Annotated in this window: 29 protein-coding genes; 1 reads left to right on the top strand and 28 read right to left on the bottom strand. The window is 63.4% G+C overall.

Translation table 11 applies throughout. From position 1 onward, the window contains the following. Positions 1-40: 40 nt before the first annotated feature. A complete protein-coding gene (locus AOC05_RS16040; protein WP_230085400.1) occupies positions 41-1,567 on the top strand; it encodes a stealth family protein in 1,527 nt (508 codons plus the stop codon). A 64-nt stretch (positions 1,568-1,631) separates the two neighbouring features. Here AOC05_RS16040 and csrA read toward each other — a convergent pair whose 3' ends face one another. From csrA to AOC05_RS15900, 28 genes are all read right to left on the bottom strand, one after another. Continuing rightward, entirely contained in the window at positions 1,632-1,892 is a 261-nt protein-coding gene (gene csrA, locus AOC05_RS16035; RefSeq protein ID WP_062008287.1) for a carbon storage regulator CsrA, read from the bottom strand. 36 nt (positions 1,893-1,928) lie between these two features. Next, on the bottom strand, positions 1,929-2,861 hold the full coding sequence (locus AOC05_RS16030) for a hypothetical protein (protein ID WP_062008285.1): 933 nt from the start codon (positions 2,859-2,861) through the stop codon (positions 1,929-1,931). Positions 2,862-2,871: 10 nt separating this feature from the next. Next, a complete protein-coding gene (locus AOC05_RS16025; protein WP_062009914.1) occupies positions 2,872-4,884 on the bottom strand; it encodes a flagellar biosynthesis protein FlhA in 2,013 nt (670 codons plus the stop codon). Between the two features lie 29 nt (positions 4,885-4,913). Next, positions 4,914-6,059 (bottom strand): EscU/YscU/HrcU family type III secretion system export apparatus switch protein, encoded by a 1,146-nt coding sequence (locus tag AOC05_RS16020; protein ID WP_082358033.1) that lies wholly within the window; start codon positions 6,057-6,059, stop codon positions 4,914-4,916. After that, positions 6,052-6,819: a flagellar biosynthetic protein FliR gene (locus AOC05_RS16015; protein ID WP_062008283.1), complete on the bottom strand. Its 768-nt coding sequence runs from the start codon at positions 6,817-6,819 to the stop codon at positions 6,052-6,054. The genes AOC05_RS16020 and AOC05_RS16015 overlap by 8 nt, the downstream gene beginning before the upstream one ends. A gap of 3 nt (positions 6,820-6,822) precedes the next feature. Beyond that, positions 6,823-7,095, bottom strand: coding sequence for a flagellar biosynthesis protein FliQ (gene fliQ, locus AOC05_RS16010; protein ID WP_062008281.1), 273 nt, complete (start codon positions 7,093-7,095; stop codon positions 6,823-6,825). After that, positions 7,092-7,898 (bottom strand): flagellar type III secretion system pore protein FliP, encoded by an 807-nt coding sequence (gene fliP, locus AOC05_RS16005; protein WP_082358230.1) that lies wholly within the window; start codon positions 7,896-7,898, stop codon positions 7,092-7,094. The genes fliQ and fliP overlap by 4 nt, the downstream gene beginning before the upstream one ends. A gap of 44 nt (positions 7,899-7,942) precedes the next feature. Beyond that, positions 7,943-8,365 carry a FliO/MopB family protein gene (locus AOC05_RS16000; protein ID WP_062008276.1) on the bottom strand — a complete coding sequence of 141 codons (423 nt, stop codon included), beginning with the start codon at positions 8,363-8,365 and terminating at the stop codon, positions 7,943-7,945. Further along, on the bottom strand, positions 8,366-9,076 hold the full coding sequence (fliN, locus tag AOC05_RS15995; protein ID WP_062008274.1) for a flagellar motor switch protein FliN: 711 nt from the start codon (positions 9,074-9,076) through the stop codon (positions 8,366-8,368). It lies immediately after the preceding gene. Then, positions 9,073-9,927 (bottom strand): flagellar motor switch protein FliM, encoded by an 855-nt coding sequence (locus tag AOC05_RS15990; protein WP_230085399.1) that lies wholly within the window; start codon positions 9,925-9,927, stop codon positions 9,073-9,075. Before AOC05_RS15990 ends, fliN begins: the two co-directional genes overlap by 4 nt. Positions 9,928-10,013: 86 nt before the next feature. After that, on the bottom strand, positions 10,014-10,754 hold the full coding sequence (locus tag AOC05_RS15985) for an OmpA/MotB family protein (RefSeq protein ID WP_082358032.1): 741 nt from the start codon (positions 10,752-10,754) through the stop codon (positions 10,014-10,016). A gap of 68 nt (positions 10,755-10,822) precedes the next feature. Beyond that, positions 10,823-11,641 carry a motility protein A gene (locus AOC05_RS15980; protein ID WP_062008268.1) on the bottom strand — a complete coding sequence of 273 codons (819 nt, stop codon included), beginning with the start codon at positions 11,639-11,641 and terminating at the stop codon, positions 10,823-10,825. 3 nt (positions 11,642-11,644) lie between these two features. Continuing rightward, on the bottom strand, positions 11,645-11,959 hold the full coding sequence (locus tag AOC05_RS15975; RefSeq protein WP_335337599.1) for a flagellar FlbD family protein: 315 nt from the start codon (positions 11,957-11,959) through the stop codon (positions 11,645-11,647). Between the two features lie 74 nt (positions 11,960-12,033). Then, a complete protein-coding gene (locus AOC05_RS15970) occupies positions 12,034-13,212 on the bottom strand; it encodes a flagellar hook protein FlgE (protein WP_062008266.1) in 1,179 nt (392 codons plus the stop codon). Positions 13,213-13,224: 12 nt separating this feature from the next. Next, on the bottom strand, positions 13,225-13,572 hold the full coding sequence (locus AOC05_RS15965) for a flagellar hook assembly protein FlgD (protein WP_230085396.1): 348 nt from the start codon (positions 13,570-13,572) through the stop codon (positions 13,225-13,227). A gap of 113 nt (positions 13,573-13,685) precedes the next feature. After that, positions 13,686-15,053, bottom strand: a complete 1,368-nt coding sequence (locus tag AOC05_RS15960) for a flagellar hook-length control protein FliK (protein ID WP_062008262.1) — start codon at positions 15,051-15,053, stop codon at positions 13,686-13,688. Continuing rightward, positions 15,050-15,469 (bottom strand): hypothetical protein, encoded by a 420-nt coding sequence (locus AOC05_RS15955; RefSeq protein ID WP_062008260.1) that lies wholly within the window; start codon positions 15,467-15,469, stop codon positions 15,050-15,052. Before AOC05_RS15955 ends, AOC05_RS15960 begins: the two co-directional genes overlap by 4 nt. Next, positions 15,466-16,797 carry a FliI/YscN family ATPase gene (locus AOC05_RS15950; RefSeq protein ID WP_062009909.1) on the bottom strand — a complete coding sequence of 444 codons (1,332 nt, stop codon included), beginning with the start codon at positions 16,795-16,797 and terminating at the stop codon, positions 15,466-15,468. Before AOC05_RS15950 ends, AOC05_RS15955 begins: the two co-directional genes overlap by 4 nt. A gap of 50 nt (positions 16,798-16,847) precedes the next feature. After that, positions 16,848-17,480 (bottom strand): FliH/SctL family protein, encoded by a 633-nt coding sequence (locus AOC05_RS15945; RefSeq protein ID WP_062008259.1) that lies wholly within the window; start codon positions 17,478-17,480, stop codon positions 16,848-16,850. Continuing rightward, positions 17,470-18,483 (bottom strand): flagellar motor switch protein FliG, encoded by a 1,014-nt coding sequence (gene fliG, locus AOC05_RS15940; protein WP_062008257.1) that lies wholly within the window; start codon positions 18,481-18,483, stop codon positions 17,470-17,472. The genes AOC05_RS15945 and fliG overlap by 11 nt, the downstream gene beginning before the upstream one ends. Continuing rightward, on the bottom strand, positions 18,480-20,075 hold the full coding sequence (fliF, locus tag AOC05_RS15935) for a flagellar basal-body MS-ring/collar protein FliF (protein WP_062008255.1): 1,596 nt from the start codon (positions 20,073-20,075) through the stop codon (positions 18,480-18,482). Before fliF ends, fliG begins: the two co-directional genes overlap by 4 nt. Then, complete coding sequence (locus AOC05_RS15930; RefSeq protein WP_062008253.1) at positions 20,075-20,383, bottom strand: flagellar hook-basal body complex protein FliE; 309 nt, start codon at positions 20,381-20,383, stop codon at positions 20,075-20,077. The genes fliF and AOC05_RS15930 overlap by 1 nt, the downstream gene beginning before the upstream one ends. 3 nt (positions 20,384-20,386) lie before the next feature. Further along, complete coding sequence (locus AOC05_RS15925) at positions 20,387-20,773, bottom strand: flagellar basal body rod protein FlgC (protein WP_062008251.1); 387 nt, start codon at positions 20,771-20,773, stop codon at positions 20,387-20,389. Then, entirely contained in the window at positions 20,773-21,114 is a 342-nt protein-coding gene (gene flgB, locus AOC05_RS15920) for a flagellar basal body rod protein FlgB (RefSeq protein WP_062008249.1), read from the bottom strand. The genes AOC05_RS15925 and flgB overlap by 1 nt, the downstream gene beginning before the upstream one ends. Before the next feature lie 142 nt (positions 21,115-21,256). After that, positions 21,257-21,565 (bottom strand): hypothetical protein, encoded by a 309-nt coding sequence (locus AOC05_RS15915; protein ID WP_062008247.1) that lies wholly within the window; start codon positions 21,563-21,565, stop codon positions 21,257-21,259. Continuing rightward, on the bottom strand, positions 21,562-21,984 hold the full coding sequence (fliS, locus tag AOC05_RS15910; RefSeq protein WP_062008245.1) for a flagellar export chaperone FliS: 423 nt from the start codon (positions 21,982-21,984) through the stop codon (positions 21,562-21,564). The genes AOC05_RS15915 and fliS overlap by 4 nt, the downstream gene beginning before the upstream one ends. Beyond that, the gene (gene fliD, locus AOC05_RS15905; RefSeq protein ID WP_062008243.1) at positions 21,985-23,367 is read right to left on the bottom strand and encodes a flagellar filament capping protein FliD; all 1,383 of its coding nucleotides are present in this window, start codon (positions 23,365-23,367) and stop codon (positions 21,985-21,987) included. It abuts the gene before it with no gap. A 187-nt stretch (positions 23,368-23,554) separates the two neighbouring features. Further along, positions 23,555-24,394, bottom strand: coding sequence for a flagellin (locus tag AOC05_RS15900; protein WP_062008241.1), 840 nt, complete (start codon positions 24,392-24,394; stop codon positions 23,555-23,557). Positions 24,395-24,415 lie beyond the last annotated feature (21 nt).

Below are 24,415 nucleotides of genomic sequence, written 5' to 3'. Positions count from 1 at the left end.
ACGAGCCTGCACGCCAGCACGCCAGCGACAGGAGCCAGCATTGCCCTCTCTTCACTCGCCCGCGGCGACCCGACTTCTGGAACGGGGCGACGTCGTCGTCCACAAGGCGCGGCTGGCGCTTGTCAATGAAACGCTGACCCACCAGCAAGCCATGGTGGCGGACCTGCTCGCTGTCCGTGTCGCCCTGGACACGTACGCCATCCCGTATTTGCTGGTGCGCGGCAATGACGAACGCCCCGTGCTGGCCATTGACCACGCCTACAGGCATGCCCTGAAGAATGCGCTGGTCCGCGCCTTTGCTACCGAACCGTTTTATGCCCGCAGCATTGACATGAAGAAGAAGCCGACGGTGCTGGTGGCCGACGGCGAGCTGGCCGCCGCCAAGAAGACCCGCATCCTGCGACTTTTCAGGCCCCGCCTGGAACCGGGGGGCGGGCTCTACTATGGCGGCGCAACAGGGGTTCAGCTTGAGTTATGGACGTTCAAGAACGGCCAGATCTCGCTCCCGGTTGAAAACTCCCTCACCCGGCGCAGCATCGCATCCGCCGAGGCACGGCGCGGAACGGTGGAACTACACGGACTGACGTGGCCCACCATCGAGGACATGTTTGCTGAGCACGCCTTTGACATCCACTTCCCGGTGGATATTGTGTTCAGCTGGGTGGATGGCAGCTCCCCGGAATACCAGCGCGCCCGCCGGGAGCAGGAGGTCGGCGCCGTCCTGGGTGAGGGCGACCGCCACGAGTCGCGGTTCAGACAAATTGATGAGCTGAAATATGCCCTTCGCTCTATATATATGTTCGCTCCCTGGATTCGCCAGATCTTCATCGCCACGGACTCCCCCGCACCGCAATGGCTGGCAGACCACCCCCGCGTCCGTCTGGTCCGCAGCACCGAGCACTTCACCGATCCATCGGTCCTGCCGACACACAATTCCATGTCGGTGGAATCCCAACTGCACCACATCCCCGGCCTGGCAGAACACTATCTATATTCCAATGACGACATGTTCTTCGGCAGGCCGCTCGCACCGGCCATGTTTTTCTCTCCCGGCGGCATCACCCGGTTCATGCTCTCGCCCAACCGGATCGGTCTGGGCGAGGGCTCGGCGGAAAGGAGCGGTTTTGAGAATTCGGCGCGGGTGAACAGGCGTCTGCTCTGGGACAATTTTGGCCGCTTCACAACGCGCCATTTGGAGCACTCCGCAGCACCTTTCCGCAAATCGGTCATGAGAGAACTGGAGGCCACCTTCCCGGCGGAGTTTGCCGCCACGGCAGCCAGCCGGTTCCGCGCGGCAACAAACATTTCCGTGACAAATTCGCTCTACCATTACTACGCTTTATTCACTGGCCGGGCCGTCATGCACGCGAACGGCAAAGGCGTTTACGTCGACACGACCACTGAGAAAGGGCTGGCGTCACTGGAACGGATCCTGCTCAAGCGCAATGCCGACTTCCTGTGCCTCAATGACGGCAGTTCCCCGGAAGTAGGCCCTGAGGAACGTCTGGCCCGCGTCACAGACTTTTTGCAAAAGTACTTCCCGCTCAAGGCTCCCTGGGAAAAATAGCGCCGCGGGGACGTGGGCGGCGCCAACACCACTTTCACGGTGGGCACCGATTCCTGCATGGACTTTAGCTGGGCCCCAATCCCAGCGCCGCAATGATGAGCTGTTCGGGCGTGGCGTCACCTTGATCCGTCGCATCCGCCGCCTGGACGGCTTCCAAGTTGCTCGTTGAGACGGCTTCCACCACTTCGCTGCGATGGATGCTCACATCCCGGGGCGCGTCGATGCCGATGCGGACACCGTCACCGCGCCCGCCGTCAAGAATGGTGATGGTGATGTTGTTGCCTATGACGATCTTCTCGCCAATCTTGCGTGTCAATACCAGCATGATTTTCCTTCCATGGATGTGCTGATCGGCTCAATCTTAGAGCAGGGGCGCTGTTGCCGGGTAGCCGTCAACCCAGCCCACGGGGTAACCCAGCTCGTTGACGGTTTCCGGGGTGGTGGTCTGCGTGGAACCCAACACGGCCACAGCGGTGGGAACGGAGAACCAAGACGCCTGCCGGACCCAGTCCTGCGTATCAGCCGCCTTGTGGGTAGCATCCACTACCAGCCACAACTGATCGGCCCGCACTGAGGACAGGATGGCCGCGTTGGAGGAGCGGCGCTGCCCAACACTAAAGGCGACCAGCAGTGGCTTGCCCTCAATGGCGGCCAACGCCTGAACCTTCGTGATCTCGTTTCCGTCAATAATGAGGTGGTCCACACCTTCTTGACGGTGGTCCCCTGCCGTCCGAATGACGGCCCCGTCAGGAAGGGACTGGGCCATGGTCCAGGCCGTGAGTAGTGGGTGGTCGCGGACGCCCACCAGGACCACCAGGTCTCCTGCCCGTCCCGATAAGGCCGGAACGCCGGCCAGGTCCCCCTGTTCCACGGCACGGTCGCCCGGTTCCACGACCGGCGCGGGCTCCATGGCCGTGGCCGGTGTTGCACCGGCAGCAGGCGCGGCGCCCATGGTTTCGCTCACCCTTTCAAGCACCAGGTCAAAGTCCGGTTTCTGGGTGGAGACCAGGGTGGGTGTGGATGCGATTGCGCGATCGCCGTCGTCGGCGTCGGCCAAGAGATGGGCCAAACCACTTCGTAGCGTTTCCCTGCCGCGGGACGCCCGGTTGCGGGCAGTTCCCCTGCGGGTGGGTGGGTCAGCTTTCGGTGACTTTCCGCCGTCTACCTGGACGGTCACCTCATAGGACGTGGTGGCGCCGATGCCAAATAGGCCCCCCGTTTGGATACGTTCGGCTCGGATGATGCGGGCTCTGGCGCCGTAGCTCTCGAACAACTGCCAGCGCAGGCTTTCCATGCTGTGGCCCCTAAGCTGAAATTGACTGGACAACGCGCACCACCCCCACCGTGTCTATGGTGGGGTTTCCTGCTGTCGCCTCTGTGTAGGACACCACCGGAAGCCCCTTTATACGCCCGGACACGAGCCGCCAAATGGCCGGCCGAAGCGCCGGGGCGCACACCAGGACGGCATTGCGGCCGGCTTGTTCGGCGAGAGAGTTGGTTTCGGTCACGGAGGTCAGGAACGCCTCGAGCCGGGACGGGTCAAGCACTATCTGCGAGCCCAGCTCCGAGGGGCGCAGGCCTTCCAGCAAGGATTGTTCCAGGCCGGGGTCAATCATCAGCACAGCCAGCGAGCCGCCTTCAATATATTTGTCGGCGATAACAGGCCCCAGGGCCGAGCGGGCAGCCTCGATCAGGCCCTCGGGGTCGGTGCTCTTTTTCGCCTGCAGCGACAGGGACTCGTAAATGCGGGGAAGGTCGTTGATGGGCACCTGCTCACCCAGCAGTCCCTGCAACACGCGCTGCACCTCGCCGAGGGAGAGTATCCCGGGGATCAATTCCTCAACGATCGACGGCGATACTTCCTTGACCCCCTCGGTCAAGACCCGCACGTCTTCACGGCTGAGCAGGCGTGCGGCGTTTGCCGTGACAATCGCTGAGAGGTGTGTGATGACCACGGAGACCCTGTCGATCACTGTGGCACCGGACATTTCGGCACTGTGCCGCATCTCCGCCGGGATCCACTTTCCGGCCAGCCCAAACACCGGTTCCACTGTGGGGGTGCCAGGAAGCCCGGCAAGCTGGTCACCGAGCGCCAGGACCCTTCCGGCCGGGGCGTTGCCGCGTCCTGCCTCCACGCCGGCAATCCTGATCACATACGTGGCCTCCGGCAGTTCAACGTGGTCGCGGGTGCGAACCGGGGGCACCACCACACCCATTTCCATGGCCACCTTGTGCCGCAAGGCCCTGATGCGTGCCAGTAGATCGTCGGCAGAACCGGATACCAGGTCCACCAGGTCGGTGGAAAGCTGGATTTCCAGTGGCTGCACCCGCATCGCCGCCATGATGTCGTCGGTGGTTTCAGTCTGCGGCGCGGCCGAGATCGCCTCAAGGGTTGCGGCCTTGGCTGCCGCTGTCTGCGCCGCTTTCACCCTTTGCCCCAGGAACAGCAGCAAGGCTCCCACGGCCAGGAAGAAGAATGCCGGCATGCCGGGGATGACCGCCATGATGATGGCTGCGGTCCCGGCCACCATCATGGCCGGGCGTGACTGCGTCAGCTGCTGCGCCGCCGTCGTGCCCATGTCGGAGGAGGCGTTGGCGCGGGTGACGATCATGCCGGTGGCCACGGCCATCAACAGGGCCGGGATCTGGGACACCAAGCCGTCACCAACCGACAGCAGGGAGTAGGTGTTCACGGCGTCGGCAAAGTCCATGCCACGTTGGAGCATCCCGATCCCGATACCACCCACCAGGTTGATGATGATAATGATGATCCCCACAATGGCGTCACCCTTGACGAACTTGGAGGCGCCGTCCATGGCACCGTAGAAATCGGCTTCCGCCGAGACCTCCACGCGCCGTTCCTTGGCCTCGACATCGGTGATCAACCCGGCGTTCAAGTCTGCGTCAATGGCCATCTGCTTGCCTGGCATGGCGTCAAGCGTGAAACGGGCACCCACCTCGGCCACACGTTCGGCACCCTTGGTCACCACCACAAACTGGATGACAACCAGGATCAAAAAGATCACCCCGCCAATGATCAGGTTCCCGCCAACCGTCACCTCACCAAACGCCTGAATCACCTGACCGGCATGGGCGTGCCCCAGCACCAGGCGGGTGGAGGCAACGTTCAGGCCAAGCCGGAACAACGTGGCCACGAGCAGCAAGGACGGAAACACCGAGAAGTCCAGCGGCTTCTTCACGAACATGCTGTTCATCAACACCAGCAGGGCGAAGACGATGTTGATGATAATCAGGATGTCCAGCAGCATGGCCGGAATGGGGACCACCAGGAGCAGCACAATTCCCACCACCCCCATGGGAATGGCCAGCTTCGAGACGTTGCGGTTCACGCGGGTATTCCTTCGGTCGTGGCGATCAAGGGCTTGGGGATCAAGGAGGCAGGGACGGAAGAACCGGCGGGCAGGATCTGGTGGGTGCCCGCCGTGGCCCCGCGTTTCTTCAGGGCCATCACGAACGCAAGCACCGCCGCCACCTGGTTGTACAGCTCCACGGGGATTTCGGCGCCCAGCTCGCAGGAGCCGTGGAGCGCCCTAGCCAGTGGGATGTCCTTGACCAGGGGCACCTTCTTGGCCTCGGCCTCGGCCCGGATACGGGTGGCCACCCTGTCCGCACCCTTGGCCACCACACGGGGCGCCGACTTCCCCGGCTCGTACCGCAGCGCCACCGCCACATGCGTGGGGTTGATGAGGACGACGTCGGCCGTCCCCACCGCGCTCATCATGCGGTTGCGGGCCATGGCGAGCTGGCGTTGCCGCCGGGCTGACTTGATCATGGGATCGCCGTCACTTGACTTGTGTTCATCGGTGACCTCTTTTTTGGTCATGCGGGTTTTCTTGCGGTTGCGCCGGGCGATGACAAACACGTCCGCCACGGCCAGCAGCATGCCGGCGGCCACGGCAAACTGGACCAGAGAAATGACGCCGCGCCCTGCAGCCGCCAACAGATCCGATATTTGCAGGCCCCCAGCCTGGAGCAGGACCGGGACCATGCCCTGGATGACAGCGTAGAGGACCAAGCCCACCACTGCGGTTTTCAGCAGGGCCTTCACCCCGTTCCACAGTGCCTGGGTGCCCACCACGTTCTTGAGCCCTTTTAACAGATCGAACTGCTCAAATTTGGGGGCGAACTTCTTAAACCGGATGCCGCCCTGGATGGCCGCCGCGGCGATCACGGCCGCCGCCACGATCAAGAGCATGGGGCCTAGGATGCCTGCCAGCGCGCCCAACCCCGCTTCCAGGGCTTGGAGGGCGAGCTTGGGGTCCGGGTGCGCTGTTATGGCCACTGCCGTGAACATCTGGTCGGCCAACGCGTCGACGGTACGTGCAATTACCCCCGGGAACATCACCACTGCCGCGCCCACGCCCACCCAGGCCGTCAAGTCCTGGGATCGGGTCAGTTGACCCTTTTCCCGGACCTCCTTCATCCGCTTGTCGGTGGCCTTTTCGGTTCTCTCCCCTGTTGGATCAGCCACGTGCGCCTGCCTTCGCCAAATAGTTCAGGACCGTGTCAACCATGCCAGGAACCACATGGCCAAGACCCAGTACGAGCATGCCCCCCAGGGCAAGTGTGAGCATGATCTTTAAGGGAAAGCCCATGGCGAAGGCGTTGAGCGCCGGAGCCACCCTCGTCAGCAGGCCCAGTCCGGCGTCGGCCAGAAACAACACCACCAGCAGCGGCCCGGCGATTTGCACCGCAGCCAGGAACATCCCCGTAGTGGCCGTGGCGATGACTTGGGCCGGATGTGCCAGGTCAAACCCGGCACCTACGGGGATGGCGTCAAAGGAGCGGACCAGTCCGCCAATGATCAGCTGGTAGCCGTCCGAGGCGAACAACAGCGCCAGCGCAGTCATCTGGAAGAGTTTGGTGAATTGGGCGCCGTTGACCATGGATTGTGGGTCGAAGGCCTGCGCCATGGCAAAGCCGCCAAAAGTGTCGATCATGGCGCCCGCTGTCTGGACCGCCGCGAAGACCAGGTAGACCAAAAAGCCCAGCGCTGCACCGGTGACCATTTCCAATATCAGGGCCACAAGGAAGGTGCCGGTCTCGCTCACAGCCCCCGTGGCTGGCAGGCGAGCCGACATGGCCAGGGCCAGGCCCAACGCCAGCATGCCCTTGATTCGCAACGGGATGGCGTTGTAGGAAAACGGTGGCGCAATGACGATGAACGCCGTCATCCGCACTGCGGCCAGCATGGTTGCCTCCAACCATCCCAGCTCGATGGGAATGTTCACCGCTCAACCCCTCAGAAGGATGGGGATCTTATCGAAGAGGTCATGAGTGAACGTGACGATCTCGGTGATCATCCAATGCCCTGAAATCAGCAGTGCCAGCGCAACGCCAACCGCCTTGGGAACAAAGGACAGTGTTGCTTCCTGAACCTGGGTGATGGATTGCAGCAAGGAGATGGCAAAGCCAATCACCAGGGCCGTCAACAAGATGGGGGCACAGAGTTTCGCCGCGACCCACAGGGCCTGGACGGCGATGTTCAAGACCTCTGAGGTATTCACGTGACACCGCCATAACTTTGTACTAGGGCTGTGATGATCAAGCCCCAGCCGTCAACCAGGACAAACAACAAGATCTTGAACGGCAAGGAGATCATCACCGGCGGGAGCATCATCATGCCCATGGACATCAGGGCGGAGGCCACAACGATGTCGATGATCAGGAAGGGAACAAAAATGACGAAACCGATGATGAAGGCACTGCGCAGTTCGGAGATCATAAACGCCGGAATTAGTGTCAGCATGGGTACTGCGTCAGGGCTTTCCGGGTTCTCCCGACCTGCCGACCGGGTCATCAGCGCAATGTCTTCTTCGCGGGTCTGGGGCAGCATGAAGTGGCGCAGCGGACCGCCGGCCACGTTGAAGGCGCCGCTGACGTCCAGGCTGCCGTTGAGATAGGGCTGGATGGCGGTGTTGTTGATCTCCATCAGCACCGGAGACATGATGAACAAGGACAAGAAGAGCGCCAGCCCGGCCAAAACCTGGTTGGGCGGGATCGAGGGAAGGCCCAAAGCGTTCCGTGTCATCGCCAGGACCACGAAGATCTTGGTGAAAGAGGTCATCATCAACAGCAGGGCCGGCGCCACCGACAACAAGGTGATGGCGATCAGCGTCACGATTGCCGAGCTGGGTTCGCCGTTGAGCCCGTTGATGGAAAGGTTTATTCCGCCGGTACCGGCATCGGTGGGCGGTGTCGGCGGTGTCGGCTGCACAGGGTCCCCCGGTGCCATCACCGTGAGTGCCTGCGCTGATGAGGTAAAGAGCAGTTGGAACGCCACCAAGGCACCCAGCAGCAGCCCGAGCATCAGTGCCGCACGGCCCCAGCGTCGCAGGGTTACCGAATCGTAGCTCACGGACTAATGCCCTTGCGCACCGCATCCCATGCCTGCTGCCAGGTTTTGGGGGACAAGATTGAGCCGGAAAGAGCGTTGGGGTCTGAGCGGGGGCGCTTGTCACTGCTGGGCGCCACCAGCCCGTCGAACGTTCCTGCTTGGTTGAGTGCGTGGGAAAACACCGGTTCGGGAACGGGCGCGGGAGCGCTGTGCAGGACGTTGACGTTGTGCTCGGTCACGCCGAGAAGGAACCGTTGGCCGTCGGCGTCAACCATCACCACCGAGGCTTTTTGGCCCACATTGCGCCGGCTGACCACCTCCAGCTGCACACCGGCGGCGCCGTTATTTCCCTTGGCAAACCGTTTTTGGGCCATCCACAACAGCAGCATCACCACTGCCAGGGCAAGCCCCACCCGCAGGACAAGCAGGAAGGTGTCCACTTAGCCGACCGTCTCCGCTGCATCCAGAATCTTGGTGACACGGATGCCATACTCCTGGTCCACAACAACAATTTCGCCGTGTCCTATCAGCCGCCCATTGAGTAGGATGTCTGCGGGGGCACCTGCGGCCCTGTCCAGGTCCACCACGTCGCCCGGTTCAAGACCCAGGACGTTGGCCACGGTCATCCGGGTGTGGCCAATGACCACCGACAGTGCCATTTCCACATCATGGATGCGACCCATGTTCTGGGCACTGACCGTCGCCGCGGCGGTGGCCGGACGCGTCCCGTTGCTGCGAAGGCGGATCGCGAACCAGGCAAAAGCCACCGAGTTTCCGGGCTCCGTCAGGCGGAAGACGTTTGTTTCAGGGTCACTGAAAAGTGCGGCGGAGGCGCCTTCTCCAACATCGCCGAGAACCCCTGAGCCAAGAGTTTGTGCCGCGGCTTCCAGCGCCGGGCGCAGGATGTCCGCAGCGGAGATGGCCCCCGGGCCCCCCGCCTCCCGAATTGCCCTCTCGCTGGAGGACGGCAGGGTGATGGCTAGTTCGGCGGAGACCGCACCAAGGTAGTCAACGCTCAGTGTTGACATGCCGGAGGCAGGGATCTCACCGGCCGTAACTGGCCACGGGGTGGCTTCCAGAGGCGTGGATGCGGGCAGCAAAGCCGCCAAGGCGTCCGCGGCGATGGCCTGTTGTGTCAGCGTGGTTGTCACGAAACGTTCTCCTCAATTGAAACTATTTGTGCGCCCTGCCGAGAACCGTGGGCGACCCCCACCGCGCGGGCCACCGCTTTCCCGTTCAGTGTCACGCTAAAAGGCTTCCCGACCGGGTGCGGGATCGCTAAGACATCCCCGACTGCCAGGTGCAAGATCGCTGTGGCTGTCACTGGGGTGGCTACCAGCTCCACCGCCACCTCAACCGGCACTTGGGACACTTGGCCTCGCAGCAACAATGCTGCAGCGCCCGTGTCACCGGCAGGATCCTGCTCGACCAGTTGGGACAGCACAAGCTGCGCGGGCAGTGCCACTGTGGCCTGCCACTCCTCCGCGCCGCTGCGCACTGTGAACGGGGCAACCACCATCGACGTGTCGGTGGCCGTGGCCTGGGCGGTGCGGGAATTGAAATGCATGCCCGTCACCCGCATCCGCGCGCTTAACAGCGGGCCAAATGAATACCCCAGGTCTTCCAGAGCGTCTTCTGCCAGCCGTCGGATGAGCGCCTGCTCAATCTCAGTCAGTTTACGGAAGCTCGGCGCCTGGGTGCCGGTGCTTCCGAGCATGCGTGACACCCAGGACAGGGCGGCGTTCACGGGGAACTGCATCACACCCCTGGCTTCATGCCCGTCCAGCGCAACGAGCACCATGAGTGTCTCTTCGGGGAGGGAACCGGCATAGTCGTTGTACGTCATCGTGGTGACGTTGCCTGAGGTGACAGTCGAGTTGATCCGCAGACGCGACGTCAGCTGCGTTGCCCATTGTCGGGCAAAAGTTTCGAACACCCCTTCGAGCCTGCGGGCGTGCTCCCTGACCAGGGTGGCCGGCCGGGAGAAATCATAAAGTTCCACGGCACGCCCCATCGCGGCTGCAGTAGCGGCGGGGTTATGTTGGAAGGCTGGCACTCATGGCACTATCGGCACCCAGAGCCCCCTCGTTAGGGATGCGCAGCTTTTTCTTTCAACGCTTCAGGAATTAGCTCCCGAACTCCCTCACTCTGGCTAGAGAGCACCACGATGTCCACCCGTCTATTGAGTTCCCGCAGCGCCTCCGTGGAGTCGTCGTTGACCTGGCGTGCCGAACCATAGCCCACGGCCCCGATGCTCCCCGCAGGGATACGGCACTGCTCCACCAAGAAACGCAGAACCCCGACGGCGCGTTCGGAGGAGAGCTCCCACACCGAAGGATAGTTGGTGATGGCGTTGGCAGCATGCCCCTCAACGGATAGTTCCAGGTGGGCGCTTTCCAGTACCGGCGCCACGGTCGTGAGGACCTTTACCGCGGTCTCTGACAGAGTCGGGCTGTCAGGGAAGAAGAACGTCTGCGAGCCCATGAGTTTCACGCTCAGCCCGCGCTGGTCAATGTCGAATTGAACGTTGCCGTCCAGCCCGGCGCTTGTCAGCCGCGTGTGCATGTCCTCCCGCAGGGCGCTCAGCTTGTCTACCTCGGCCAACGCCAAGGACATGTAGTCCTGCGTCATGGTGCCTTCCTTGCCGACGTCGACCGGAGCAACAACCACCCCTTTTGCCGTGTCGATCTTGCCAACGTCCACTTGGCCAAAGCCGGTGGCCAGGGAGTCCCGGAGTTGGACAAACTTTTCATTGTCCACCGAGGACATGGCAAAGAGCACTATGAACATGCACATCAGCACGGTGACCATGTCCATATAGGAGGCCATCCACCGTTCATCGGGGTGGGACTGGGCGGGCGCTCCCCGGCGTTTTCGGCCCCGTCCCCTACCACTACTCACGCGGCCGACTTCATCTGCTCGTCGGGATCGATATTGACGTTCTTGCTCGACTTCTTCTGCGGTACCCTGTGGTGTTTGGGCACCATCGCCAGGAGCCGTTCACGCAGCAGTGTGGGCTGGGAACCGGCCTGGACGGCCAGGACTCCCTCCATCACCAAGGTCATCCGTTCCACCTCCAGCTCGGAGAGCCGGGCCAGTCGCGAACCGATAGGCAGCCAGATGAAGTTTGCTGAGAGCAGGCCCCACAGGGTGGCGACGAAGGCGCTGGCAATCATGGGGCCCAGCGTGGCGGGGTCTGAGAGGTTCTCCAGCACATGGGTCAGGGAAACAACCGTTCCGATGATGCCCACGGTGGGGGCATAGCCGCCCAGTGTCGCAAAGAACTTGGAGGCGATACCATCGGATTTAATCTTGGTATCAATGGCGTCGTCGAGCATGTCCCGAAGCTCGTCGCCGTCGGTGCCGTCGGCAATGTTCTGCAGGGCGTCGCGCAGGAACTCGTCCTTGGTGTTGGCCGCGTCTTCCTCCAAGGAAAGCAGTCCCTGGCGGCGCGCCTTGTCGGCCAGTTGGACCACTGTGTCAATACTGCCCCCCGGCGAGGCAGGCTTGGACAGGAAGGCCCTGGGCAGGGATTTGAACGAGAAGATGAAATCCTTGAACGTGGACCCTGCCATGCCCACGGCGATGGTGCCGACGAACACTAGGAGCATCGGCGGGATCAGGATAACGCTGCTTACCGTTGACCCTTCGAGATTGATCATTGCCACCAGTGACCCGAAAGCGATCACTAGGCCGATAATTGTTGCCGGATCCATGTGTCAGTGCCCGCCCGTGGTTGCGCCACCGGCTGGCCCGGTGGGATGAATGATGCTCAGGCGTGGTGACGTGCGCGTTGTGGCGCCCTCGTCATCGTCGTTGTAGGCGATGGAGATGACGCGGGCACGGAAGTGGGCAATCTTTTCAATGACCTCCACCATGGCTTCGGTGACAATGAACCGCGCCCCGTCGGCCATGACGAGGGTTGTGTCAGGGGACTCGAAGATGCGTTCAATCAGGTCCGGATTCACCGCAAAGTGCCGGCCGTCAAGGCGGGTCACTACTATCATCGACGCATCCTTTTTCGCAGTTCGCATGGTGTCAACCACGTACTGCCACTCACTGTCGACCACCCCACCCCATCCGTTAGGAGTGGTGGGGTGGGGGCCGGCTAGCGTTTGAGCTGCGTCAGTTCCTGCAGGACCTCATCGGAGGTGGTGATGATGCGAGCGTTGGCCTGGAAACCACGCTGAGCAACAATCAGGTTGGTGAATTCCTGGGACAGGTCAACGTTGGACATTTCTATGTATCCGCTGGTGAGCTCGCCCAGCCCGCCCCGCCCGCCGATGCCTATGGTTGCTGCACCGGAGGATGCCGTTGCCCGGTAGCTGGAGGAACCAATTTTTTCCAGGCCCCCTGGGTTGGTGAAGTTGGCCAGGGCAACCTGCCCAATCACCATGTTTTCGCCGTTGGAGAAGGTTCCTGTCAACGTTCCGTCGGTGCCCATGCTGAAGGATTCCAGGGTTCCTGCGGCGTTGCCGTCCTGGCTTTTCACGGCGGCGGTGGTGTCCCCGGCATTGCCTGTCAGCGCGCTCAAGTCCACTGTGACACCGCCCACCGGCCCCAGGGTGCTGCCGCTGGTGAGCTTGCCGTCAACAAAGGTCAACGCCAAGGTGGCGGTGGTGGCGCCCTTGTCATCGGCGGCATCAGCATTCCAGCCTGCGGCTGTCTTGGTGAAGGTCATGGACAGCTGGCGTGCTGCACCCGTGGCGTCGTAGACCTGCACATCACGAACCACCATGATGCCGTCCTTGGCATCGGCGGGCAGATTGCCGCCAAGAACGGCATTGGTGCTGGCTTTAGGGGGCGCCACCATGTCCTTGGAGATGCGGATATCACCCAGCGCGCCACCGGTGCTGACCGCGCCGTTGTTGGCAACCCACCCCTGAAGCAGCGCCCCGTCGGGGGAAACCAAGCGGCCGCGGGAGTCAAAGTCAAAGGCTCCGGCGCGGGCGTAGGACTGCTGGCCGCCCTTGGAGGTGATGAAGAAGCCGTCTCCGGAGATCATCATGTCCGTGGCCCGGCCGGTGGCCTGGGCCGAGCCCTGGGAGAAGTTGGTGGAGATGGCCGACACCTGGACGCCCAGGCCCACTTGGGCGGCGTTCGTTCCGCCGGTGCGTTCCTGCGCGGGCGAGCCCGGGCGGGAAATCTGGGAAAGGGTGTCCTGGAACTGCACCGAGGAACCCTTGAACCCGGCCGTGTTGACGTTGGCAATGTTGTTGCCGGTGACATCAAGCATGGTCTGGTGGGCGCGGAGGCCGGAAATACCTGAATACAGTGAGCGAAGCATGGTGGAGCCCTTCTATGCCGGTTGGGGAATATTAATTTGAGGTGCTGTGACGCCGGAAATTTGGTCCAGGGGAATGTTCATCTCGCCCACCTTCACCACGGGAACACCGGAGGCGAAGGAGACGGATTCGGCAACGCCACTCTTGGTGGTGGTACCGTCCTTGTCCAGCCACGAGACGGTCTGTCCAATCAACGCGGCCGCCGACATGCGCATCTGCAGCGAGAAGTTCTCGATGGCGACCTTGTCCATGCTGGTGAGCTTTTCCATGGTGGCTAACTGGGTGGTTTGGCTGATCATCTGGTTCGTGTCCATGGGTGAGGACGGGTCCTGGTTGCGCAGCTGAGCCACCAACAAGTTCATGAACACTTCCGAGTCCATCTCCTGTTTCGGTGCCCGTGCAGGAGTGTTGCTATAGATACCGTTTGCCCTGGGGGGCCCGGCGAGGGGGTCGATGGTGATGGTGGCGCTCCTGTCTAGACCGTGATGTCCAGTGAGATGGTACTTAAAGTCCTGTTGGCCGGTGCGGACGACGGCGGCGCCTCACCTGCCGTTTCGGCTCCGGACCCCTGGTTCCAGGTGCCGGTGGGAGCGCCGGCATTGCCCCGGAAGGCTTGCCCGGATCCTCCGGCCCCACCCCCCAGCTCCGGGTTCAGGCTCAGCGAGGACGTGATCCCCTGCCCGGACAGATCTCGTTTGAGGTCTGCCATGATCAGCCGCAGGCCGTCTCTGCCGAGGTCTGTTGCGGCGAGGAGTTCAATCCGGATGCCGTCTGCGGCCATGTGCGCCCGCACCGTCACCGGCCCCAGCGAATCCGGCACCACCTGCACCGTCATGATCTGGCCGCCATTTTGTCCCGTGGCCAGCGCAAAGATGGGCCGGCTCAACTGCTCGGCCAGGGGCGGATGTCCCGGCTGGTTCACAACCGCCGCGGCAGCTGTTGGCGGTACCTGCTGGGGCGGTGTGGGCACGCCCGCCGGGCTGGGTGCCACCACGGCGGGGTTGGTGGTGGTGCCAAGCTGGCCTGCTGCACCGTCCGCCGTTTTGGGAGGTACGACGCCGTCGCGCGGCACTGGATCCGAACCCTCCACCTGCGTGGCACCGGTGGACGCTTCACCATCTGCCGGCACCACCTGGACGGGTGGGCTGGCTGTCGCCGGCGCAGATGCTGCTCCGGGCGCTGGCCCGGCTGCTCCCGGCGCCCCATTCGGCACTGCACTGGTCAAGGCTGCACTGGTCAAGGCTGCACTGGTCAAGGCTGCACTGGTCAAGACGGTGCCGGTTGGGCTAGGGCTGGTTGAGTCCGGGCTGGCCACGTCGGCGCCAGGGACAGTGCTGCCAGGGACTGCTGCGGGTCCTGCGGCTGATATGGGTGCGGCCGCTACCGGCGCATTCGCCACAGCAGCTGCAGGTGCTTTTGCTGCATCAGTGGCCGCAGCCGGAGCAGCCGGAGTCGCCGGCCCTGCGTCGCTGATCGCTCCTACAGCCGTTGCAGCGACAAGCGCAGCATTATCTGACGCTTCGGCGCTCAGCGCGGCGTCAGGTGTTCCGGTCACGGTGGTGAACGGAGCAGCAATTCCCGTCAGCCCTGTCGGGATGGCGTGGTTTACGGGCCACGACGCTAGCTGCTCGGCGCCGTGCGCGTGACTTCCTTCTGCTCCGAAGAGTCCAGGGTCGGCTGCTGCCGGCGCTTGCTGCACGGCACCCCCGTCACCGAGGCCCGCGTCAACCGCGCCCTGCAGGCTGTCGGAAAAGCCTGTCCTCTCCTGGCCGTGGTCGCCTCCGCTCGCACGGCGGGCAGGGGCCACGGCAGCAAGCAAAGTGCCTGCACCCACGGCGGTCATGCCCGGCCTGCCCGGCGGGTGAGGGCCAGCTCATCCAGGAACTTTTGTTCATCAACCAATGCGGCATCCTCACAGTCCTTGTCATGTTTCTCCGAGAGTTTTTCCAGCGCACTGGCAGCCATTTTCGCCTTGACCAGGGCCGCCTGCGCACAGTGCGCATCGGCGTCAATGACGGCACCGAGCGTCTGTAGCTCCAGCAACAGGCTCCGGGACGCGGCCCGCGACGCAGCGGCGGCTTTAAGTGCGGTTGCTGAGCTGACGTCGGCATCGCTGTCGGAGAGTTCACCCCGGACGGCCGCCATGCGCTGGGCATGGGTGCGGCGGGTGGCGTTGGCGCGGGCCAGGCCTGCGGAGGCTTGGTCTTCTTGCAGCCGGCGGTAGCGCAGCAAGCCGCCCAGCCTGAATGCCTTGGTCATTGAAGCCCTCCAAACGAGGTGACGAGTGAGTGCAGATCGTTCCATGCCAGCTCGCCGGGCACCTGGTGGTCAAGGTTTTGCTGCAGGAACCCGTCTATGGCGCCTGAGTGGGCCAGCGCGGCATCCACCAACGGGTTTGAGCCGCCTTGATACGCGCCCACGTCTATCAAGTCCTGCGCCGCCCGGCGGGCCGCCATGACCCGGCGCAAGGTTGCGGCGTCGTGCTTCTGCTCCGCAGTGCACACCTTCGAGGCCACCCGGGAGATGGACGCGAGGGCGTCAATGGAGGGAAAGTGGCCGGCGACGGCCAGCTTTCGATCCAGCACAATGTGCCCGTCCAGGATCGAGCGCACGGCATCCGCAATGGGCTCATTGTGGTCATCGCCGTCCACCAGGACCGTGTACATGCCGGTGACCGAGCCGATCTTGTCCGTGCCGGCGCGTTCCAGCAGCCGGGCCAGGACCGAAAAGGTCGACGGCGGGTAGCCGCGTGTCGCCGGCGGCTCGCCTACGGAGAGCCCGATTTCACGCTGGGCCATGGCCACGCGGGTGAGCGAGTCCATCATCAACATGACGTCGGCGCCGGCGTCGCGGAAGGACTCGGCGATCCGGGTAGCCGTGAATGCTGCCCGCAGCCTGACAAGTGCCGGCTCGTCGCTGGTGGCCACCACCACAATGGATCGGGCCAGGCCTTCAGGACCCAGGTCGTCTTCGAGGAATTCACGCACCTCGCGCCCGCGCTCGCCCACCAAAGCGATCACCGAGACGTCGGCTTCGGTGCCGCGGGCAATCATGGACAGCAGCGACGACTTGCCCACACCTGAACCGGCAAACAAGCCCATCCGCTGCCCCCGCCCAACCGTTGTCAGCGTATCCATGACACGCACGCCGGTGCTCAGGGGGGTGCTGATGCGTGCACGTTCCATTGAGTTCGGTGCCGAGTTGGCCACGGGCACGCCAATGTTGGCCGGCAGGGGTCCCAAGCCGTCGATGGGGCGGCCCAGCCCGTCCAACACCCGGCCCAGCAGGCCCCGGCCTGTGGGGACCAGCACCGGATCGGTCTTGGCATGGACCAAATCGCCTTGGGCCAGCCCGGCCAGGGGGCCCAGCGGCATGATCTTAACGGTGTCCCACCCCACGGCGACAACCTCGGCGTCGATAGGCCGGGCACCGGGTGTCCGCCCGCTCAGGCACACCAGGTCCCCTACGGCGCAGCGCAAACCGCGCACTTCAGCGCTGAGCCCCACCACTGAGGAAACCACTCCCACACGCTGCGGTGCCGCAGCACGCAAGGCAGCGGCGAAACGCCCCGCCCCCTGGCCTGTCAGGGACCGTGGGTGGGCAAAAATCGCGGGAGCGCCACCGCGGCTGTTCCCGGTCACGTCCGCGACTCCTGCAGCGCTTGGCGGGCACGTTCCAGCGCGGACGCGATGCTGGCGTCCAGGAAACCGTCGGGAAAGTCCGCGACGGCATCCCCGGGCGCCATGGCGGGGTCGCCGACAATGTCAATCCCGCCCGCCACCAACCCGTCGGGCTGGCTTTGTAATGCCACCACGTCATGCGGATTCATCCGCACCCGCAGCGGCGGTACGTCCCCTCCCCCGGCCAGTGCTCGGGTGAGTGCCGCACGGGAGGAGGTTCCTGCGTCGTTCAGTTCCTGTCCCAGAATTGCCTGAGCCAGTGCCAGCGCGGCATCAAAGAGGGTTTGTTCAACGTCGGCAAGCACGGGGGTCGCTGTGGCTGCGACTGACTCTGTGCACACGGTCAGGGCCGCGATTTTTGCTGCGTTGGCGGCGCGCAACTCCGCAAGCAGGGCCACATGTTCACTGTTTTGGAGCAGCTGCAGGCGCCCCGCTTCCTCGGTGGCCCGGCGCATTCCGGCCGTGTACCCGGCGGTATGGCCCTCGGTGTACCCACGCTGGCGCTCCTGGCGCACGGCCGCCCCTGAGGGGCCGTGTACGGCAGGGAAGACCAAAGGGGTCGCGGCGGTGGCCGTGGAGTTAGTGGCCACGGGTGGCCTCGTCCTCTAGGACCGTGATCTCTCCGGCCGCAAACAATGCCCTGATGGCACGTACAATCTCCGACTGCGCAAGTTCCACGTCAACGGCACGGACCTGCCCTAGGATCTCGATCTCGGATTCCAACAGTTCACGGTTGCGCTCGGAGATGTTAGCCCGGACGGCCTCCTCAACGGGGGCGGGCATGCCCTGCATGGCCTTGGCCAACGTGGTGGGGTCAATGCCGCGGAGTACCTTTTGGATGTCGTGGTTGGCGAATCTGACCAAATCAGCCAGGGAGAGCATTTTCGAGCGCAGTTCTGCCGCGAGGCCCGGGTCCCGGGCGTCCAGATCCTCCATGAGCGCCTTTTCGGTGGCGCTGTCGGCGCGGTTGATGATCTCCACCAACGGCTGCACGCCGCCAATGGCTGCACGCCTGCCGCGGGGTGCCACCATGGCCACGGCGCGTTGCTTGAGGGTTTCCGCCACAATATCCACGGCGTCTGGATGGGCCGGGCCCATGGTGGCGATGGCCTGTGCAACCTCCGCCCGGATGGCTGCCGGCATGGCCGAGAGGGCCGCCGACGCGCTTTGCGAACCCAAATGGGCCAACACCAGCGCGATGGTTTGCGGCAGCTCACCTTCCAGCAAGGAGACCACCTGAGTGGGGCCGGCGTCGTCGAGGAACTCAAACCGTTTCCCGGCCATGTCGGTGGCCAGTCGTTCCATGAATCCCGCTGCCCGTTCGCTGCCAAAGGAGGCTTCCAGCAAGCCAGCGGCAAACTCCCTGCCACCGGTCGCCGTGGTGCGCCCGCTGATGGCAAGCTCGTGAATTTCCTCAATGACGGCGTCGGCCACCTCCGGCTGGACACGGCGCATGCGCACGATTTCCGAGGCCACAGTCTCAGCCTCTTCGTCGTTGAGGTGGCCCATGACTGCTGCCGCACCCTGGGGGGAGAGTTGCATCAAGATGGCAGCCACTTTTTGTGCTCCGGTAAGTACCAGCGTGTCCCTCATGCCTGCCGCCCATCATCCATGAGCGTGCGCATCAATACCGCAGCCTTGCCAGGATCCGCCAGGGCCAGGGCATTAATGGAGGCACGTTTGGTGTCGGTGTCGGTGTTTTCCACGGCGGGAAGTGCCACGGGCTCCGGGATTCTCGGCAGCGCCGTCGTCTCCAGCCCGTTCACCATGGACAGGGCATTCAGCTGGTTCGCCGTTTCGGTCCGCTCACCCAAATCAACCAGTTCACGCACCTGGCGCCGATTTTTGCGGGCGTACAGGACCAGGATCAGCAGGAGCAGCAGGACCGCCAGCGCGGCGTAGAGGATGGTCTGCCAGGTCTTGGCCGTGGCCGCAGCATTCGCGTCGGCCTTGGCGGCATCCAGCGCCGATTTGGCTTCATCGGCTGTTGCCGTGGAGAACGGCATGACCTTAAGCGTCACCACGTCACCCCGGGCACGGTCAATTCCTGCCGCGGCAACCACCATGTCAGTGAGCGTGGCAGCGTCCACGGCCTTGGCAGCATCGGTGTCCACGGCAACCGCCAGCGACTGCTTTTGCAAGGTCCCGGCCGGGATACTGGTGTTGGCGGTGGTCTTGTCCACGGCATTGTTCTTGGTCACGTTTGTGGACTCGGAGTTACCCCCGGTCGCCGCCCCGTTGGGGACTGCAATGTTATCCGGACCAAGGACGCCCGCCCCGGCACCCGTGCCGGAGGTGGACTTGATGGATTCAGAGGACTCGTTCAGGGCGGGGGCACCCTCCGGGGCCACGAAGGACTCCTTGAGGACCTGGGAGGAGGATTCATCCATCGCAGCTGTCAGCGAGACAGTGGATTTTCCCGGCCCCACCACCCGGTCAAGCATGGACTGGACGGCCGCACCCACCCGGTTTTCATACTCCGTCCGCTGCTTGTCAGCCCCGCCTGCTGCGGCACTGCCGGCGGCCGACAAAACAGTGCCCTTCGCGTCCACCACCGACACGTTGGCCGGGGTCAGCCCGTCCACGGCGGAGGAGACAAGGTGCACCACTGCTTCGATCTGGCCCGCTGACATGGCAGCCGAACCGCCGGTTTCAACAAAAACCGAGGCCGTGGGATCGGATTTGGTGGAGGTGAAAACGGTCTTTTCCGGTATGGCCAGTTTCACTGAGGCGTTTTGCACGCCCTTCATGGCCATGATGGTCTTGGCCAGTTCACCTTCCATGGCCCGCTTGTAAGTGACATTCTGCTGGAATTCCGAGGACGTCACCCCCATGGTGTCCAGGAGGGAGTAGCCGCCCGTGGTGGCGGCGGGCAGGCCGGCAGAGGCGGACTTGAGCCGTTCCTCATAGACGTTGGCGTCGGGCACCAAGATGGTGGAGCCGCCGTTGCTCAGCTGGTAGGGGACGTTGTCCGTCTTGAGCTGGGCCACAATGGCGCTGGCGTCTGCCGCGGCAACCCCAGAGAACAGGGGGGAGTACGTAGGTTTGCTCAGCCAAGACGCCAGGGCCACCGTGCCCAGCACCAGCACGGCAATACCAATGACGGCAAGGGTGCGCTGGGCCATGCTGAAACCCTTGAGGGTCCCGGAGGCCCGGCCCATGAACTTGGTGATGACGGGAGGCATCAGGCCTGCATCCTCATAATCTCGTTAAATGCGTCGACGCCCTTGTTGCGCACCGTGGCAACCAGCTCCAAGGTCACCTGGGCGCGGGTTGAGGCGATGGTGGCGTTGTGGATGTCATCGAGGTTCCCTGTCACTGCCTGGACGGCGAGGGTTTTCGATTCGCTGGACAGCGCCTGCGCATTGTCCAGGGCACCCGTCAAGGCCAGCCCGAACCCGTTCCCGTTCGTGGCACCGGCGGAGGCTTCCGTGGCGGGCAAAAAAGCTGTGGGCGTCGTCGCCTGGACTCCGGCGATGGGGGCGAAACTCATGGGCTATTTTCCAATCTGGAGTCCTGCTTCGTACATGGTCTTCGCCCGGTCTACAACACCGGCATTGGCTTGGTAGCCGCGCTGGGCCATGATCAGTGAACTCATCTGCGAACCCAGGTCGATGTCCGGGTACCGCACGTAGCCTTGTTCATCGGCCAGCGGGTGGTCCGGTTCGTACACCATCCGGCCTTCAGCATCGCCAAACGCTGCGCCGGCGACGTACACCCCGGAGTTCCCTTCGCCGGCCTGGGCCACCACGTAGCGGGCCCGGAACGCTTCGCCGCTGGTGGGGGTGGCGGTGTTGATGTTGGCCAGGTTGTCCGAGACCGCGTCCAACCATTTCCGGTGGACGGTCAGCGCCGTGGAGGCAATGCCAATTGCGTCGGCCATTACTGCGTCTTCAACGCTGTGCGCATGGATGTGAACTCGCCGTTGACTGCCTGGGCAGCGAATTGGTAGCGCAGGGTGGTCTCAACGTTGGAGAGTGTTTCGGTGTCCAGGTTCACGTTGTTTCCGTTGAGCTGTGTCGGTTCAAGCGAGCGCAAGGTGGTGGCCTTCACGTCGCCGTCGCCTGCCTTCACTGAGGCGGCCAGGGCGTCTTCAAACATGACGCGCTTGGCCGTGTAGCCAGGAGTGTTGATGTTGGCGATGTTGTTGGCGATCGCCCTTTGACGTTCCGACAACGAGTTCAGCGCACTCGTCAGCGCTACGGTGACCACGGAATCCAGCACTGTGCTCTTCCTTGACGTACGTAAAAACGGGGCCTATCCATGGCCTAAGGGGTGAGCAATCCGTGCTCCTACATACTTATCGGCAAGGTGCGTGGTTTCGTAAGGGGCTAGCGGCAACTGATCCGCCGACGCCGGCCGGTACTTATCCGGTGACGTCCACGTACACGGACCTGACCGGCGTGCGTGTCACGGTGAGCGCGTGGATTTCCTGTTCGACGTCGGTGCGGGAGGCAGCGATCAGCGTCGCCGCCCGCTCTTGCAAGGCCAGCAACGCCGTGGCCCGGGCGGCAAGCCCGGCAGGCAGCTCGCCAAGGCTCTCCGGCGGGCTCCACGCCAGGTGGGCGCCGCCTGCCGCGTCCGCGAAAGTGCGGCTCGTTGCCTGCTCGATAGCGTGGTGGGCGTCGCGCTGCAATTGCTCCAGTGCGCGTTCCCAGGCTTGCCAGGCGTTCACGCCAGCGTCCCCAAGTGGCCGATCGGTGCGGATGCCAGCGGTTGCGCGGCGGCATCGTGCCAGGACTGGCGCAGCGGCTCAAGGATGGTGATGCATTCGCGGGTCAGTTCTACATTGCGGTAGATGTTGGCGTTCATCAGGGCTGTGCCCGTGTAGTTGTAAATGCCAAGCAGGTTCTGTGCCCCATCCCACGCGTCCACGTTAAGGGATCCCGCCAGTTCTCCAATGATGTCCTGGGCGTGCAGCAGGTTCTCCCGTGCCACCTCCCAGGATTCGCTTTGCTGGGCCGTCTGGGCCCTGGCCAGGTCAAGCAAGAGCCTGTCATAGAGCATCACCAGCAGGCGTGCAGGAGACGCCGACATAACAGCTTCACGCTGGTACGCGTTCAGTGAACGGTTGGCGTGGGGGATGGTATTCACTTACTTTTTGCTGCTTCCGGCATCAAGGGAACCGATTTGCGAGGTCAGCCAGTTTTGTTGTGACTGCATCTTGCCCAATTGGACTTCCAGATTCGTGTAGATGGACTGCAGTGCACCGCGGCGCTGGGCCAGCCTGTCATCCCACTTGAGAATTTGGGCGTTGAGGTCGTTGATGACAGTCTGCTTGCCTTTGACGCTCTGGGACAGCGTGCCATCGCGGGGATCCGAGACGGCCTTGGCCGCGTCGGCCACCCGTTGGGAGATGGCAGCCAGCGTGCTTTCCACCAGGGCCGGTTCCTTCGCGTAGGCCGCGGCGAACACCTTCTCATCAAAGACCAGGTCACCGTTTTTCGTGGAGTTGATCCCGATGGTGGAAAGTGACTTTCCGTTGACCGGGGACACGACGGCGGTGAAGAGCCTGTCCTTGGCTGCCGCCGTGGTGCTGTTGCTGGTGAACAGGCCGGAGGTGACAGCACTTCCCGCAGCCCCGCCACCCGAAACGGTGGACTGGGTGAAGATGGAGCCGAGGATAATGTTGACGTTGGCCGTCAGGTCCTTCGCCGCGGCGGTGACCTGTGCGGTGTCGCGGATGACGCTTACCACGGCGGGGGTGGTGGTCAGCTGGTTGACGGTGATGTCGATTCCGGGGGAAATCGCCGTGAAGGTGTTGGATTTCGAGGAAATTGTTTGTTCTGCGGCAGTACCTGCCCACAACGTGACTTGGGCGTCCTGGCCAGTGCGCAGCACGGCGGCACCCGGGGCAGCCGTCAGGGATGGGGCCGTGCCGGCGTCGACCTCGGCAGCACTGCCCTGATAGACCTTGAACGCACCGGCAGCACCTGTCTCCGTGGCGGTGAATTGCAGCCGGTAAAGCGCGGCTCCGGAGGCGTCAGTGCCGGAGGCCACCTTGACGGCGGAGACGCCCGCGTCGGACTTGTTGACGGCGAAGGCGATCGCATCCAGTGAGTCGGAGTCAGCGTTCACCTCCACCTTGGTGCCGTCGGTCTTGACGAAGGTGAGCACTGCGGGGCTGGTGGGCCAGGCGGTTTGCGGGGCGGTGACCACTGCGTGGGCTTGCGCCAATTGGGTGACGTTCACATCCAGGGCGATGGGCCGGGCACCGGCGGCAGCTGTGACGGTGATGGCCGGCGATGAAGAGCTGGCCTGGTACATGGCCAGGCCGTCCGGCTTCGCCAACGCCGCTGCCTGTGTGAACAGGCTGGCAAATTTGGTGTTAAGTGCCTGCAGCGCGGTGAGGAGGTAAGTGTCGTTGGCGACGGTCTTCTTCATCAACGTCTGCGGGATGGCTTCGGCACCCATCAACGCGTTGATGATGGCTGTGGTGTCCAGCCCTGAGGTTAATCCGTCGATTCCCATGCCCATGGGGATATCCTCTCCGCGTCTCTACCGGCAGTTGTCCTGTCCGGCGGTAACTTTTGTGTGGTCCGTGTTGCGGCCCGGAGCCTCATGCCGTGACTGCACCGTGGGCGGCCGTGACAGTCATTTCAGGCTGTCACGGCCGCCCGCAGTCGGGTGCCGGCGGGTTTAGTGTCCGGCGTGGTGTTTCGGTTTAGCCCAAGAGCTTCAGGACGCCCTGGTTGGACTGGTTGGCCTGGGCCAGCATGGCCGTGCCTGCCTGGGAGAGGATGTTCGCGCGGGTGAACTTGACCATTTCCTCTGCCATGTCGGTATCCGTGATGCGTGAAGCAGCTGCGGACAGGTTTTCCTTGGAGACTGCCAGCGAGCGGCCGGCTGACTCCATACGGTTCTGCGATGCACCAAGATCCGCACGGGCCGACGATACGGCCGTGATCTGCGCGTCTAGGCCTGTGACAGCCGCGGCTGCGTTTGTCGCGGAATCGAACAGCAGGGCGCCAGCAGCCGTGGCAACGGTGGCAACGTTTGCCCCTGTCAGGTCAACCTTGATCTGGTTGTCAGCTCCGGCTCCTGCGCCTACCTGGAAGGACATGACACCTGCGGTGCCTGCCGTGGAGTCAAGGAGCTTGATGCCATTGAAATTGGTGGCCGTGGAGATACGGGTCAGCTCCGCTGTCAGCGCCGCAGCCTCGGTGGTGATGGCCTTGCGTGAATCAACGTTGTTGGAATCGTTGCCAGCCTGGACACCCAGGTCGCGCATGCGCTGCAGGATGGTGTGAACTTCGGTCAGGGCGCCTTCAGCGGTCTGGATGACCGAGATGCCGTCCTGGGCATTGCGGGCAGCAACGGTGTTGCCATTGACCTGGGCCTTCAAGCCCTCGGAGATGGCCAAGCCGGCGGCGTCGTCGGCTGCACGGTTGATGCGCAAACCGCTGGAAAGCTTCTCCAGCGACTTGGAAAGGTCGTTCTGGGTGTTGCTGAGGTTGCGGTACGCGTTGTTCGCCGCGATGTTGGTGTTGACTTGCATGCCCATGAGTAAGTCCTCCGTGAAAAG

Source organism: Arthrobacter alpinus, from assembly GCF_001294625.1.
Classification (GTDB): domain Bacteria; phylum Actinomycetota; class Actinomycetes; order Actinomycetales; family Micrococcaceae; genus Specibacter; species Specibacter alpinus_A.
This window is presented reverse-complemented; position numbering and strand designations above follow the sequence as displayed.